This window comes from Rhizobium sp. GCM10022189 (assembly GCF_042656325.1).
Lineage (GTDB): Bacteria > Pseudomonadota > Alphaproteobacteria > Rhizobiales > Rhizobiaceae > Rhizobium.
In genome coordinates, this window is the sequence record NZ_JBHSOR010000002.1 from 661,516 (window position 1) to 676,532 (window position 15,017).

General features: G+C 61.8%; 13 protein-coding genes. 6 read left to right on the forward strand and 7 right to left on the reverse strand.

Features of this window, described 5'->3' with window-relative positions; genetic code table 11:
- The first annotated feature begins 36 nt into the window (after window positions 1-36).
- A complete protein-coding gene (locus tag ACFPWW_RS03515; RefSeq protein ID WP_112702960.1) occupies window positions 37-1,326 on the forward strand; it encodes a DNA polymerase IV in 1,290 nt (429 codons plus the stop codon).
- Here ACFPWW_RS03515 and ACFPWW_RS03520 read toward each other — a convergent pair.
- Window positions 1,323-3,047, reverse strand: coding sequence for a GNAT family N-acetyltransferase (locus tag ACFPWW_RS03520; protein ID WP_377310378.1), 1,725 nt, complete (start codon window positions 3,045-3,047; stop codon window positions 1,323-1,325). The genes ACFPWW_RS03515 and ACFPWW_RS03520 overlap by 4 nt on opposite strands.
- 152 nt (window positions 3,048-3,199) lie before the next feature.
- Here ACFPWW_RS03520 and ACFPWW_RS03525 point away from each other — a divergent pair, with 152 nt between their 5' ends.
- Entirely contained in the window at window positions 3,200-4,450 is a 1,251-nt protein-coding gene (locus ACFPWW_RS03525) for a L,D-transpeptidase family protein (RefSeq protein ID WP_377310380.1), read from the forward strand.
- A 3-nt stretch (window positions 4,451-4,453) separates the two neighbouring features.
- Here the strand turns inward: ACFPWW_RS03525 and ACFPWW_RS03530 are convergent, their stop codons facing one another.
- Entirely contained in the window at window positions 4,454-4,885 is a 432-nt protein-coding gene (locus ACFPWW_RS03530; RefSeq protein ID WP_377310382.1) for a winged helix-turn-helix transcriptional regulator, read from the reverse strand.
- Between the two features lie 142 nt (window positions 4,886-5,027).
- On the opposite strand from ACFPWW_RS03530, the gene ACFPWW_RS03535 reads away from it, so the two are divergent.
- Window positions 5,028-5,822, forward strand: a complete 795-nt coding sequence (locus ACFPWW_RS03535; RefSeq protein ID WP_377310384.1) for an MFS transporter — start codon at window positions 5,028-5,030, stop codon at window positions 5,820-5,822.
- A gap of 15 nt (window positions 5,823-5,837) precedes the next feature.
- Complete coding sequence (locus tag ACFPWW_RS03540) at window positions 5,838-6,425, forward strand: MFS transporter (protein ID WP_377310385.1); 588 nt, start codon at window positions 5,838-5,840, stop codon at window positions 6,423-6,425.
- Window positions 6,426-6,463: 38 nt separating this feature from the next.
- Here ACFPWW_RS03540 and dnaE read toward each other — a convergent pair whose 3' ends face one another.
- On the reverse strand, window positions 6,464-9,949 hold the full coding sequence (gene dnaE / locus ACFPWW_RS03545) for a DNA polymerase III subunit alpha (protein ID WP_377310387.1): 3,486 nt from the start codon (window positions 9,947-9,949) through the stop codon (window positions 6,464-6,466).
- Window positions 9,950-10,065: 116 nt separating this feature from the next.
- A complete protein-coding gene (locus ACFPWW_RS03550; protein ID WP_377310389.1) occupies window positions 10,066-10,191 on the reverse strand; it encodes a hypothetical protein in 126 nt (41 codons plus the stop codon).
- Between the two features lie 70 nt (window positions 10,192-10,261).
- Here ACFPWW_RS03550 and ACFPWW_RS03555 point away from each other — a divergent pair, with 70 nt between their 5' ends.
- Window positions 10,262-10,723 (forward strand): DUF5680 domain-containing protein, encoded by a 462-nt coding sequence (locus ACFPWW_RS03555; protein WP_377310391.1) that lies wholly within the window; start codon window positions 10,262-10,264, stop codon window positions 10,721-10,723.
- Window positions 10,724-10,726: 3 nt separating this feature from the next.
- On the opposite strand, the gene ACFPWW_RS03560 is transcribed toward ACFPWW_RS03555, so the two are convergent.
- From ACFPWW_RS03560 to proS, 3 genes are read right to left on the reverse strand one after another with little or no spacing between them, the layout of a single operon-like run.
- Window positions 10,727-11,410 (reverse strand): ABC transporter ATP-binding protein, encoded by a 684-nt coding sequence (locus ACFPWW_RS03560; RefSeq protein WP_112566324.1) that lies wholly within the window; start codon window positions 11,408-11,410, stop codon window positions 10,727-10,729.
- A gap of 50 nt (window positions 11,411-11,460) precedes the next feature.
- On the reverse strand, window positions 11,461-12,765 hold the full coding sequence (locus ACFPWW_RS03565; protein WP_112566321.1) for a lipoprotein-releasing ABC transporter permease subunit: 1,305 nt from the start codon (window positions 12,763-12,765) through the stop codon (window positions 11,461-11,463).
- A gap of 16 nt (window positions 12,766-12,781) precedes the next feature.
- Entirely contained in the window at window positions 12,782-14,104 is a 1,323-nt protein-coding gene (gene proS / locus ACFPWW_RS03570) for a proline--tRNA ligase (RefSeq protein WP_377310394.1), read from the reverse strand.
- On the opposite strand from proS, the gene ACFPWW_RS03575 reads away from it, so the two are divergent.
- Complete coding sequence (locus ACFPWW_RS03575; protein ID WP_377310396.1) at window positions 14,103-14,381, forward strand: hypothetical protein; 279 nt, start codon at window positions 14,103-14,105, stop codon at window positions 14,379-14,381. The two genes, proS and ACFPWW_RS03575, sit on opposite strands and share 2 nt — an antisense overlap.
- The last annotated feature ends 636 nt before the right edge of the window (window positions 14,382-15,017 follow it).

Below are 15,017 nucleotides of genomic sequence, written 5' to 3' on the forward strand. Positions count from 1 at the left end.
GGCGTAATGTTGCGATGTTCAACCTTTGTTCACGCCATGGCGCCTGCATCTGACAAGACACCCGGCTTCTGTCGCGACTGCCTTGCCGAGCAGAAAGGCGAGGCACGTCGCTGCCATGCCTGCGGCAGCCCACGCCTCGTACGCCATCAAGAGCTCTACGACCTGACGCTCGCGCATATCGATTGCGACGCCTTCTATGCCGCCGTGGAAAAACGCGACAATCCGGAGCTTGCCGACAAGCCCGTCATCATCGGCGGCGGCAAGCGCGGCGTCGTCTCCACGGCCTGTTATATCGCCCGCATTCACGGCGTGCGCTCGGCCATGCCGATGTTCAAGGCGCTGGAAGCCTGTCCGCAGGCGGTGGTCATCCGTCCCGACATGGAGAAATACGTCGCCGTCGGCCGGCAGGTCCGCGCGCTGATGCAGGAGCTGACGCCGCTGGTGCAGCCGCTCTCCATCGACGAAGCGTTCCTCGAACTCGGCGGCACCGAGCGGCTGCATCACGATCCGCCGGCCCGCACGCTGGCGAAATTCGCCCGCCGCGTCGAAAAGGAGATCGGCATTACCGTTTCGGTCGGCCTTTCCTATTGCAAGTTTCTCGCCAAGGTCGCCTCCGACCTGCAGAAGCCACGCGGTTTTTCCGTCATCGGACGCGAGGAAGCCGTGGCGTTTCTGGCGCCGCGTCCGGTGACGACGATCTGGGGCGTCGGCAAGGCTTTTGCCGCGACGCTCGAAGCAGACGGCATCCGCACGGTCGGCCAGCTGCAGCAGATGGAGGAGAACGACCTGATGCGCCGCTACGGCAGCATCGGCCAGCGGCTCTCCCGCCTGTCGCGCGGCATCGACGACCGCGAGGTGCATGCCAACGATCCCGCCAAGAGTGTTTCGGCCGAAACCACCTTCTTCGACGATATCTCGCGTTACGACGATCTCGTGCCGATCCTGCGCAACCTCTCGGAAAAGGTCTCGTGGCGGCTGAAGAAGAGCGGCATTGCCGGCCAGACCGTGGTGCTGAAGATGAAGACGGCCGATTTCAAGTCGCGCACCCGCAACCGGCGCCTCGAAGATCCGACACAACTGGCCGACAAGATCTTCCGCACGGGGCTCGATCTTCTGGAGAAGGAAACGGACGGCACGAAATTCCGCCTGATCGGCATCGGCGTCACCGATCTCGGCGATGCCGGCCGCGCCGACCCGCCCGATCTCATCGACCGGCAATCCGGCCGGCGCGCGGCGGCGGAAGCGGCCATGGACAAGCTGCGCGACAAGTTCGGCAAAGGCACGGTCGAAACCGGCTATACGTTCGGCGGCAAGGGCAACCGCTAGGCCGGAGCCATTTCCTTGAGCGCCGCCTCCCTGTTCTTCACGGCCTGCGCATAACCGGGCTCGATCGCGACGGCGTGATCGTAGCTTTCCACCGCCTCGTTCTGGCGCCCCAGCCGGCGAAGCACATTGCCGCGATTGTTGAAGGCGATGGCGTGGCCGGCGTCCAGGGCGATGGCCCGGTCATAGCTTCGCAGCGCCTCTTCGAAATTCGACAGAAGCGCAAGAATATTGCCTCGATTGCAATAGGCCGAAGCGGAGGTCGGCTTTGCTTCGATCGCCCTGTCGACACAGGCTGCCGCACCGTGCAGGTCGCCCTTCTGCAACAGCAGCAGTGCCAGATGCTGCAGGGCATCGAAATGATCCGGCTTGAGCAAGATCACGTCGCGATAGCCGGCTTCGGCGGCATTGAGATCGCCGGCGCGATGGCGTTCGGCAGCGGCGCTGAAATGGGCTTCCGGATCGCCGGTCGGCTTCGGCCGCCTCGCCGCCTCTATTTTCGCCAGCAATGCGCCGGCCTGCGCATGCGCATCGTCGGCGGCCAGGATCTGCCGGCAGCAGAGTTCGGCTGCGGCCAGGTTTTCGTTCCTGAAGAAATGCACCGCCTGATGCATGGCGATGCCCAGCGACCGCGGATCGAGGCGATCGCCGATATTGCGGCCTGTCAGCGTGGAGATCTGCAGCTTCTCGACGACATGGTTTTCCGATCCGAAGAGGTTCTTGTAGCCGTAATTGCCGGTGCCCATGTCGTAGATGCGGTAGCCGTTCTCGATCGCCCAGCGCAGATTGTAGCAATGGAGCATGAAGCCCGGGCTGATCGAACGGCGGAAAGTCAGATCGCGGCTTCCGAGGAAACACATTATCGACTTCCGGTAGGGATCCAGAAAGCTGATGAAGGTGGCGACCGGCTTGTCCCTGTGCCAGAGGATCGGCATGAAGACAGTGCCGTTCTCGATGCAGGCCGGCAGCATGTGGCGGCTGTTGTCGAGGATGAACTTGCCGTAGCGCGGCTGGCGCTCGCCCCACTGCACGTTCCACATCTCGTAGAAGATTTCGAGGTCGCGCTCCATCGTCTCCGGCGTGACATGCGTCATGCGCAGCTCGTTTTCCGGCGCGACGAGATCGCGCAGTGCCTTTCGCGCGTTGCGCCGCGTCTTGCCGCCCATGCGCTCGTTCAGGAAGGTTTCAAAATCCTCGCCGAGCGGCACATAGACATAGATGTCGTGATCGATGTTTTCACCGTCGGCCGTGATATGCGGCCGGCGCGGGACCTTTCTTCTTGAGAATTCCGAGGCGGGAAAGGCGGCCTGAAAGGCCTTCAGCCTCTCCGCGGACATGTAGACATCGTCGAGATCGAAATGTTTCCAGTTGAAGGTCTGCAGGCAGCCGGCAAAGGCGCCGAGCGCGGCTTCGGCATCCTCGGGCCGTGTCAGAACGCCGTTATAGCCGGCATAGGGCGTGCCGCCGAGCCTGACGATATTGACGAGACCCTGCCATTCCTCGAACTCGACATGCAGCTGGATGGGCAGGAAAGCCACGTAGCGCTCGTCCCCCTCCTGCCGCTTGGCGGCGAGAACGAACCAGGACGCGCGCCGCTCCAGCCATCTGGCGATCCAATGCCAGGAGAGGAAGTAGTTTGCCTCCGGATCGGCGGCGTACACCTCGTTCCAATTGTCCTTCAGGGCATGCAGATCATCGAACGCGGAAACAATATCGACATGCATTTCCAAGTCTCCCCCAAGACTCCTCCTAATTTAGATTTGCATAAAATTGAATATCCCACAATCTCGTGATCGTGACGCGCCGGCGTATTCAAGCCTTCGTTAAACTTCGCGTGCTTAACTCCGGTCGTTTTGTGCATGTGGTGTATTGCGTCATGTCTGTGCGTGTAAGCGTCCTCATCGGGTTGCTGTCGGCAACCGCTCTTGTCCATCCGGCTCTTGCCGCCGATGCGCGCACGCTGCAGATTTTCGTGTCCAAGGACAAACAATCGCTCGCCGTCTATGACGGTACGCAGGTCGTGGCGACGTCCAAAATCTCGAGCGGCAAGGACGGGCATACGACGCCGAGCGGCATCTTTTCCGTCATCGAAAAGCAACGATACCACGAATCCAACATCTATTCGAATGCGCCGATGCCCTTCATGCAGCGGCTGACCTGGTCCGGCATCGCGCTGCACGAATCCAACTCCGTGCCGCGCTACCCGGCCTCGCACGGCTGTGTGCGCATGCCCGGCGCCTTTGCCAAATCGCTCTACAACATGACCGAGATGGGCGTGCCGGTCATCATTACAGACAGCGAGCTGACGCCCGAGCCGATCGACCACCCGGCCCTCTTCCGCCCCGACCGGCCGGAGCCGGCGCCGCTGCTCTCGGACGTGGAGTTGCGGCCCGCCATCGGCGACGCCAGGACCCCGGTGCAGGTGGCGATGAACGAGACGACGGCTGCGCTGCCGATGCCGCAGATCCAGCTGCAGGCGCCCGCCGCAGAGGCCGCGCCGATCAGCATGCTGATTACGCGCCGCACGCTGCGCGAAAACGTCATCGATATCCAGACAATGCTGAACCGTCTCGGCTTTGCCGCCGGCGAGCCCGACGGGCTGGCCGGCCCTGCCACCGTTCAGGCCATCAATGCCTTCAAGGCGCTGCGGCCAACGGAATTTGCCCGCGACAAGAGCCTGATCAGCGACACTCTCCTCAGGGAAGTTTACGCTGCGGCAGGCAAAGGCGAACCGCCGAACGGCGTCATCATGGTGCGGCGGGATTTCAAGCCGCTTTTCGAGGCACCCGTTACCATTGCCGATCCGGGCCTTGCTCTCGGCACGCATTTCTTCTCGCTGCATGCTGTCGACGCGGCGGCCGGCACGGCGGACTGGCTGGGCGTGACGCTGGAAAACAATCTGTCGCGTGAAACGGCCAAACGGCTCGGCATCACCAGCCAGGAAAGCTCCATCATCAGCGGCCGTCCGATCGCCCGAGCGCTCAGCCGCATCTCGATGTCGGACGAAACCCGCCACCGGATCGATGCGCTGCTTGCGCCCGGCACGACCTTGACGATATCGGATACGGGGCTCGGTTCCGAGACCGGCGAAGGCACGGAATTCATCACGATTACCCGCGAGAGCTGAGGTCTACCAGAGCTTCTCGCTGGCGCGTTCGTCGTAAATTCGGCGGGCGGCGATGATCTTTGCCTGGTTCGTCTCTGTCCAGACCACGAGCGCCTTGATCGTGTCGTGCAGCGTGCAGCCGAGCTCCGTCAGAGCGTAATCGACCCTTGGCGGCACCACCGGATAGACATTCCGTTCGATCAGGCCGTCACGCTCCAGCTGGCGCAATGTCGTCGTCAGCATGCGCTGGCTGATGCCGTCGATGCTCTTGCGCAATTCGGTAAAACGCAAGGTGCGCTTTTCGAGCAGGGCGATGACGAGCAGCGACCATTTGTCGGCGATGCGATCCAGGATCTGGCGCACCTCGCAGTCCTCCCGCGCATCCCACTGGCGGATGTCGTAGTCACGATCGGTGCTGCAGCAGTCACTCGGTGAGTTTGAAGTGCCTTCTTCCATGGGATCGAACCATGCCTTATGTCAGCCTCGGTTACAATAGGGAACCGAGGATCAGTATGTAACCATTCTCGCTCTTCCCTGCTTCACGAACAAGGAATCGATGATGTCCACAAGTCCTCCTCTGGCAGCCGATAGCGGGAAAATGAGCGGCCGTGCCGCCGGCATGCTTGCCGTCCTGTGCGGCGCGATCTTCCTCGAAGGCATCGACGCCGCCATGCTCAATATCGCCCTGCCCTCGATCCGCGCCGAACTTGCGCTTTCGACCACGACGCTCAGCGCCGTGGTGTCGGCCTATGTGCTTGCCTATGCCGGGCTGATGCTGCTCGGCGGGCGCGTCGCCGATATGTACGGCAAGCGCAAGGTCTTCCTGACGGCGCTGACCGTCTTCCTGCTGTTTTCCGGTCTCGGCGGCTTTGCGACCGAGGGCTGGATGCTGCTGACGGCCCGCTTCGTCACCGGTGCTGCGGCCGCCTTCATGACGCCCGCCGGCCTCGCGCTCATCAACGGCAGCTTTCCCGAGGGGGCGCAGCGCAACAGGGCGGTGCTGATCTACGCCGGCACGGCCTCGGCCGGCTTTTCGCTCGGCCTCGTGATCGGCGGGCTTCTTTCCGCTGTCGGCTGGCGCTGGGTGTTCTTCGCGCCGGTCATCTTCTCGGCCGTCCTGCTCGTTGCCGGCACGAAGCTGATCGTGGAAACCCGGCAAGAGGCAGCCGCGCGCCAGAGGTTCGACATGGCCGGCGCGCTGACCCTGACCGGCGCCATGTTATCTGCCGCCTATGCCCTGACCCGGCTGGAGCACGCAGGCGACGACCTGAACCGGACGATCGGGGCGGCGGGGGCAAGCGCGCTGCTCTGGCTTGCCTTCATCCTCATCGAGCGCAATTCGCGGGCGCCGCTGGTGCGGCTCGGCATCTTCCGGTCTGGCGCACTGGTGTAATCCAACCTCGCAGCGATGCTCTTTACGGGCGCTTTCTTCGGCTTCCAGTTCATCGTTTCGCTCTATCTGCAGGAACTGCTCGGCTGGTCTTCCTTCCAGACCAGCCTTGCCCTGATCGTCATCGGCATGGACGCCATTCTGGCGCCGCTGCTGACACCCATGCTCGTGGAGCGTTTCGGCAACAGGCGCGTGGTGCTTGGCGGCTTTGCCTTTGCTGTCGCCGGCTACGCGCTCTTCCTCGGCATGGGTCTCGACTGGACCTATGCGGCGATGCTGCCGTCGACGATCCTGCTCGGCCTTGCCTTCTCGCTCGGCTACGGCCCACTGACGATCATCGCGACCGATGGCATTGCCGAAGGCGAGCAGGGACTGGCGAGCGGGCTGGTGAATACCTCGTTCCAGTTCGGCGCGGCCCTCGGCCTCTCCGCCGTCAGTGCCGTCGGCACGTTTGTCCTCGGCGACGGCGAAAGCCCGTCCGAACGGCTGGAGGCATTGCGCGCCGCGCTTCTCGTGCCGGTCGGGGCGACGCTGGTCGGCATGGTCATCATGGGCATGGGCCGGGGGCGCTGCACGGATACATCCTGCCGCCTGCAGGCCGGCTGAAAGGAGGGCAACCGGCACCCTGCCGGTTGCCGTTTCCGTCAGACGAGTTCAACATCGACGACGCCGGGTGCCGCCCGCAAGGCAGCGGCGATCTCCGGCGTGATGCGGTACTTGTCCTGCAACACCACCTCGACCTCGCGCTTGCCCTCCTCCTTGATGACGATGAAGGAGACGAGACCGTCGCCCTTGGCGTTCAGATGCGCGGCGACGGCGCGCAACGGGCCGGAATCGCGCACGTAGACGCGCAGCGCCTTCTGCATCTGCAGCGATTTTTCCTCCAGCGACTGGATTGTCTGCAGACGCAGGCTGACACCTTCCGGCCGCTCTTCGCCGGTTGCGGTGATGACGAAGGATTTGCCGGGCTCCAGCACGTCGCGATACTGGTTCAGCATTTCCGAGAAGAGCACGGCTTCATACTGACCGGAGGAATCCGAAAAGACGATGATGCCCATCTTGTTGCCGGTGCGCGTCTTGCGCTCCTGCTTGGAAATCACCGTGCCCGCCAGTCGCCCGTTGGCGGCCCCCTGCTTCACGGCGGCTGAGAACTCCTGGAAGGTCTGGACGCGCATCTTCTGGAGGATGTTGTTGTAGCTGTCGAGCGGATGGGCCGTCAGATAGAAACCCAGCACCTGGAATTCCTTGAGCAACCGCTCGGAGGCGAGCCAGGGCGAAAACGGCGGCAGGGCGATCTTTTCCGGCCCCGAGGACAGCGCGCCGCCGAAAATATCCGACTGGCCGCTCAGCTTGTTTTCCTGGGCGCGCTGCGCATAACCGAGCACGCGGTCGAGGCCGGCAGAAAGCTGGGCGCGATCCAGCTTGAAGCAATCGAAAGCGCCGGCATAGATCAGGCTTTCCAAGACGCGGCGGTTCACCTGGCGCGGATCGATGCGCAGGCAGAAATCCTCGATGCTGGCAAAGGGCTTGTCGCCGCGCATTTCGACGATGTGATCAACCGCGGATTCGCCGACGCCCTTGATTGCCGCCAGCGCGTAATAGATGCGGTTGTCGCCGGTCTCGAAATGGCGGAACGAGGTCTGGACAGAGGGCGCGATGACCTCGATGCCGAGACGCTTGGCATCCTGGCGGAAGTCGTTGACCTTTTCCGTGTTCGACATATCGAGCGTCATCGACGCGGCCAGGAACTCGACCGGATAGTGCGCCTTCATATAGGCCGTCTGGTAGGAGACGATGGCGTAGGCGGCGGCGTGCGACTTGTTGAAGCCGTAGTTTGCGAACTTCGCCAGCAGTTCGAAAATGTTGTCGGCCTGCGGCTTGGAGACGCCGTTCTTGACCGCGCCGTCAACGAAACGTTCGCGCTGCTGGTCCATTTCGGCCTTGATCTTCTTACCCATGGCGCGGCGCAGAAGATCGGCTTCGCCGAGCGAATAGCCCGACAGGACCTGGGCGATCTGCATCACCTGTTCCTGGTAGACGATAACACCCTGCGTTTCCTTGAGAAGATGGTCGATCATCGGATGGATCGATTCCAGCTCTTCGTCGCCATGCTTGCGGGCATTGTAGGTCGGGATGTTCTCCATCGGACCGGGGCGATAGAGGGCGACCAGCGCGATAATGTCTTCGATGCAGTCCGGTTTCATGCCGATCAGCGCCTTGCGCATGCCGGCACTTTCAACCTGGAACACGCCGACGGTTTCGCCGCGCGACAACATCTCGTAGGTCTTCTTGTCATCGAGCGGGATCTTGGCGAGATCCACCTCGATGCCGCGCTTCTTGCAGAAATCGACGGCGACCTTCAGCACGGTCAGGGTCTTCAGGCCGAGGAAGTCGAACTTGACGAGGCCGGCCTGCTCCACCCACTTCATGTTGAACTGCGTGACCGGCATGTCGGAGCGCGGATCGCGGTACATCGGCACGAGCTTCGACAGCGGGCGGTCGCCGATCACGATGCCGGCGGCGTGCGTCGAGGCGTGGCGATAGAGGCCTTCGATCTTCTGGGCAATGTCGAGCAGGCGGGCGACGACGGGCTCCTTGGCCGCTTCTTCCTGCAGCTTCGGCTCTTCCTCGATCGCCTTCGACAGCGGCGTCGGGTTTGCCGGGTTGTTCGGCACCAGCTTGCAGATCTTGTCGACCTGGCCATAGGGCATTTCCAGCACGCGGCCGACATCGCGCAATGCGGCGCGCGCCTGCAGCGAACCGAAGGTGATGATCTGCGCCACCTGCTCGCGCCCATATTTGCGCTGCACGTAGCGGATCACCTCTTCGCGGCGGTCCTGGCAGAAGTCGATGTCGAAGTCGGGCATCGAGACGCGTTCCGGATTGAGGAAGCGTTCGAAGAGCAGCGAGAAGCGCAGCGGATCGACGTCGGTAATCGTCAGCGCATAGGCGACCAGCGAGCCGGCGCCCGAGCCGCGGCCGGGACCGACCGGGATGTCGTGCTGCTTGGCCCATTTGATGAAGTCCGAAACGATCAGGAAGTAGCCGGGGAACTTCATGCGCTCGATAACGCTGAGTTCGAACTCCAGCCGTTCGCGATAGTCCTTCTCCTCGTAGCCGGCCGACATGCCAAGCGTCGCCAGGCGCATGTCCAGCCCCTCCTGCGCCTGCCGGCGAAGCTCGAGCGCCTCGGCGCGTTCTGCCTCTTCCGGATCGGCGGTGGCGCCGGTGAAGCGCGGCAGGATCGGTTTGCGCGTCTTCAGCACGAAGGAGCAGCGCCTTGCGATCTCGACCGTATTGTCCAGCGCCTCCGGCAGATCGGCGAAGAGCTTTTCCATCTCGGCACGGCTCTTCAGGTAGTGATCCGGCGAGAGACGGAAGCGGCTGTCATCGGAAACGATGGCGTTGTGGGCGACCGCCATCAGCGCGTCATGCGCGTCGTAATCGTCGCGCGTCGGGAAGAAGGCCTCGTTGGTCGCGACCAGCGGCAGGTCGTGCTTGTAAGCAAGGCTGATGACCTTCTGTTCATGGCGCTTGTCGTAAGTCCCGTGCCGCTGCAGCTCGACATAGAGCCGATCGCCGAAGATGCGCTTCAACGTCAGCAGCCGCGTCTCCGCCGGGCCGGCATGGCCGTCCTTGAGCGGCATGTCGACCGGGCCTGTCGCGGCGCCGGTGAGCGCGATCAGCCCGTCCGTGCCGATCTCCTCCAGCCAGGAGGAGCGGATATGGACGGTCGAGTTGCCCTCGCCGCTGAGATAGGCGCGGCTGACAAGGTCGACCAGCCGCTCGTAGCCAGCATCGGTCGCCGACAGAAGCACGATGGAAGGCAGCTTGACGAGCGCCTGCTGACCACCCCGCCGTTCGGTTTCGAGACCGTCTTCCATGTCGATCGACACCTGGCAGCCGATGATCGGCTGCAGGCCCTCGTCCATCGCTTTCTGGGAAAATTCCAGGGCGACGAAGAGATTGTTGGTATCGGTGATGGCGATCGCCGGCTGGCTGTCGCCGGAGGCCTTGTAGAGGATCTTCTTGAGAGGCAATGCGCCTTCGAGCAGCGAATAGGCGGAATGAACCCTCAGATGAACGAAGCCCGGCTTTCCGCCGATCGCACCCTGTTCCGCATCCGCCATGATATGCCCTTCCAACCGCCTCAATGAAGAGCGCGCATTGTCGGCATTGAAGGCGATTCTGTCCAGAAAAAGTCCCGCTTCAGGACCGCATGGCAGCCATGCGATCCCCCGAATTCTTACATTGCCATGACGATCAGCGAGAAGCTGGCGATGAACATTGCGATGGAGGTGAATGCTGCGATATCACGGATCATGTCAGTCATTTGGCTCTCCTTTGCTCTTATGTTTTTAATTTGTTCCATGTATGTTCTGTTGTCAACAGGATTCCCTCCCGCTTCCGCGGGACATGGTTAACGTCGGAGCAGAGAGACGATGGACGTTCTGGAACTCAATGGCTTCATAGTCGAAGCCAAATCGCAGACCTATGTCGCCGGCGCCAAGGCGCAGCCTTCCTATCGGATCGGTGCCCATGACCTCGGCTACAAGCGCGGCATCTGGCGCTATCTCGACAGCTATTTCGGCGGCACGGATTTTGCCGGTCAGGAAGTCGTGTGGCTGGAGGAAAAGCCGGTCTGGGCCATGAACTATTTCGGGCGGATCATCGAGCCCGACATCATCGATGCGACGGTCGCCGGCAGCATCATCCGCGCCGCCCTGTCACAGCTCTACAGGCAGGGCCGCTTCCTCGGCGGCATGGTCTTCGATCACGCGCTCGGCCACTATGTCGATACGAGCGAAGGCGATTGCACGCATTTTCGCGGGCACGAATCCATCGAAGTGAGTGGCCGGAAGGCTTACGAGCTCGATTATCGCGGCGGCCTGATCGTCGCCTGAAATTCAGAAATCCACGACCTTGCCGTCGGAGATCGTCACGCGCCGGTCCATGCGCCGGGCAAGCTCGTGATTGTGGGTGGCGATCAGCGCGGCGAGGCCTGACTGGCGCACCAGCGCTTCGAGCGCGTCGAAGACATAGTTGGCGGTTTCGGGGTCGAGATTGCCGGTCGGCTCGTCGGCCAGAAGCAGGCTCGGCGCATTGGCGACGGCACGGGCGATCGCCACACGCTGCTGCTCGCCGCCGGAAAGCTCCGCCGGCCGGTGCGTGCCGCGATGGCCGATGCGCATATAGTCCAGAAGCATCTTTGCCCGCTCGCTCGCCTCTTTCCACGAGAGGCCGGCGATGAGCTGCGGCATCATGATGTTTTCCTGCGCGGAGAATTCCGGCAGCAGGTGGTGGAACTGATAGACGAAACCGATCTCGCTGCGGCGGATCGCCGTGCGCTTCTCGTCGGAGAGGCCGTCACAGGGGCGGCCGTTGACCGTCACCTCGCCGCCATCGGGGTGTTCCAGCAGGCCCGCGACATGCAAAAGCGTCGACTTGCCGGTGCCGGACGGCGCCACCAGCGCCACCATCTCGCCGCTCGTCAGCGAAAAATCCGCGCCCTTGAGGATGGTCAGCAGCGTTTCGCCCTGTCCGTAATGGCGCTCGACGCCCGAGAGCTTGAGAACGACGTTGCGTTTCATGAATGCGGCATTCCTTGGATTGGGCCTTGAACGTGGCCTGTGGCACGGCCTTATTCGTAACGAAGGGCCTGGACGGGGTCGAGGCGGGAGGCGCGCCAGGCCGGAAAGATCGTTGCGATGAAGGAGAGCGTCAGCGCCATGACGACGACGGAGACCGTTTCGCTGATATCCATTTCCGCCGGCAGCTGGCTCAGGAAATAGAGCTGCGGATCGAAGAGCACCGTGCCCGATACCCAGGAGAAGAACTGGCGGATGGATTCGATGTTGATGCAGACGACGACGCCGAGCAGCACGCCGGCGATCGTGCCGACAATGCCGATCGCAGCCCCGGTCATGAAGAAGATGCGCATGATGGCGCCGGAACTGGCGCCCATCGTGCGCAGGATGGCGATGTCGCTGCCCTTGTCCTTCACCAGCATGATGAGGCCGGAAATGATGTTGAGCGCGGCGACGAGCACGATCAGCGTCAGGATCATGAACATCACGTTGCGCTCCACCTGCAGGGCGGAGAAAAAGGTCTGGTTGCGCTGGCGCCAGTCGGTGATGGCGATCTGCCGGCCGGCCGCCTCCTCCACCTTGGGCCTCAGGTTGTCGATGTCGTCGGGGTTGTTGACGAAGAGCTCGATCGACTGCACCAGCCCGTCCGCATTGAAATAGAGCTGCGATTCCTCGAGCGGCATGTAGATGATCGAGGCGTCGTATTCCGACATGCCGATCTCGAAAAGGCCTGATATCTTGTAGGACTTGATGCGCGGGTTGACGCCCATCGGCGTCACGTCACCTTCCGGTGACGTCAGCGTGATCAGGTCGCCGACGCGCAGGCCGAGCTGGTCTGCCATGCGACTGCCGACCAGGACGCCGTCGCCCGCGGCAAAGCCCACCATGTCGCCCGACTTGATATTGTCGGAGACGGTCTTGAGCTTGCTGAGGTCTTCAGCCCGCGTGCCGCGCACCAGCGCGCCCGTGCTGCCGCCCGTCTGCGAGGACGCGAGAACCTGGCCTTCCACCAGAGGCAGCGCCATCTTGATGCCGGGCACGGCCTCGAATTTCTTCACCAGGTCGGCATAATCTGTAAAGGGACCGTCGACCGGCTGGATGATCATATGGCCGTTGATGCCGAGGATGCGGGAGACGAGTTCGGTGCGGAACCCGTTCATCACCGCCATGACGATGATCAGCGTCGCAACGCCGAGCATGATGCCGACGAAGGAGAAGCCGGCAATGACCGAGATAAAGGCCTCCTTGCGGCGGGCGCGCAGATAGCGCCACGCCACCAGGCGTTCGAAGGTGGAAAATGGCTTGCCAGCCGGACCCAAGCCGGATTTGGAACTCCGGTCCACTGCTGCCTCTGCCATTTCGCCTCCGTCTTTCTTAAGCCACGAACCTGTTGATCGCCGCCTCGATGGTCATCGTTTCGCGGGCGCCGGTCTTGCGGTCCTTCACTTCCACTTCGCCGTTCGCGACCGCGCGCGGGCCGGCAATGATCTGGTACGGCACGCCGATCAGGTCGGCGGTCGCAAACTTGGTGCCGGCACGGTCGTCCGTGTCGTCGTAGAGCACGTCCTTGCCGGCCTTGGTCAGCGCCGCATAGATCAGCTCGCAGGTACCGTCGCAGGCCTCGTCGCCGGCCTTCATGTTGATGACCACGACGTCGAAAGGTGCGACCGATTCCGGCCAGATGATTCCGTTCTCGTCATGCGAAGCTTCGATGATGGCGGGAACAAGGCGCGTCGGGCCGATACCGTAGGAACCCATGTGAACGAAGTGTTCCTTGCCGTCGGGACCCTGCACCTTGGCACCCATCGGCTCGGAATATTTCGTACCGAAGTAGAAAATATGGCCGACTTCGATGCCGCGCGCAGAAAGACGCTCGCCTTCCGGAATGGCGTTGAAGGCCGCCTCGTCGTGCATTTCCGAGGTCGCGGCGTAAAGCGACGTCCACTTGTCGAAGACCCCCTTCAGGCCCTCGACACTGTCGAAATCGGTGTTTTCGGCGGGAATGTCGAAATCGACGAAATCCTTGTGGCAGAAGACTTCGGATTCGCCGGTATCGGCGAGGATGATGAATTCATGGCTGAGATTGCCGCCGATCGGGCCGGTATCGGCGCGCATCGGAATGGCGCGCAGGCCGAGACGATCGAAGGTGCGCAGATAGGCGGTGAACATCTTGTTGTAGGAATGTTCGGCGCCCTCGCGCGTCAGGTCGAAGGAATAGGCGTCCTTCATCATGAATTCGCGCGAGCGCATGGTGCCGAAGCGCGGACGGATCTCGTCACGGAACTTCAGCTGGATGTGATAGAGATTGAGCGGCAGGTCCTTGTAGGACTTCACGAAGGAACGGAAGATATCCGTGACCATTTCCTCGTTGGTCGGGCCGTAGAGCATCGGGCGGTCCTGACGGTCCTTGATGCGCAGCATCTCCTTGCCATAGGCGTCGTAACGGCCGCTCTCCTGCCAGAGTTCGGCCGACTGCAGCGTCGGCATCAGAAGCTCGATGGCGCCAGCGCGGTTCTGCTCTTCGCGGATGATGTTGTTGACCTTGTCCAGCACCTTCTTGCCGAGCGGCAGCCAGGAATAGATGCCCTGCGACTGCTGGCGGATCATGCCGGCGCGCAGCATCAGCCGGTGGGAGACGATTTCCGCCTCCTTGGGGTTTTCCTTGAGGATGGGCACGAAGAAGCGGGACAGACGCATGGCGGAATCCGGTACAGTTGAGACGCCGCTTACCCAAGCGGAATCGACGGTCTTTGTTAAAGATGGGAGCGTTCATAGCCGCTTCGCGGCAGGAAGGAAACCCGCGACCGACGCGAGCCGCCTCCCGCAGACGCATGTTAGCGCCCATAAATTCAGCAGGCACGAAAAAGCGCGTATTTATAAGGGCTTGAAGGTAAATCTTGTCAACAGAAAAATTTTGCGTGAGTGTAGCAAAAATGCAAAAAAAGCTGATGACAAAGCACAATCTTTGAGCTAGCTTTAGCTCACAAAACAGGCAAGAAGGTTAAATTCTTGCCGAACTCGCGGTCAAGTCTTGGGAGGATCAGATCTTAGGCGCGCTTGTCGCTGCCCCGGTAACGGTTAAGGATCACGCGATAATTAAAACAAGGCTTCCGGCCTTGTTTTTTTTTGCTTTTTCGGCTCCCGACACTCCCGAAAACCAGACCCGCCTTTCGCTAGGTAAGCCCGCCTTTCCGTTACGCAAGCTCTTTGCATGAGTTGCATGACGTGCGTATGACAGATTTTTCCGCGGTTGTATTTGCTTCTGCTCAAAGATTGAGCAAAAGTCACGCTTAGAGCCTTTCCTGGCTAGATTGCAGCATTCTGCTGGCTCAAACGGAGGCGGATGGTCGACCGGCCGGCGCGCGTCGTAGCCCAGATCTACGGCCAAGCCGGCCGGTCGATCAGGCGGCCCGTTTCAGCCGGCAAAATGCTTCAATCTAACCAGGAAAGGCTCTAATAGAAGCTAGGCCCTATTTGTGGAAGTTGACCTTGCCCCGTTGAAATAATCCATTTTGAAGTAAGCTCTGGCCCATTGAGAGGACCAGGGAATGAAGCGCAACCGTTTCACAGACGAACAGATCATCGGGATTCTGAAGGAGCACGAGGCTGG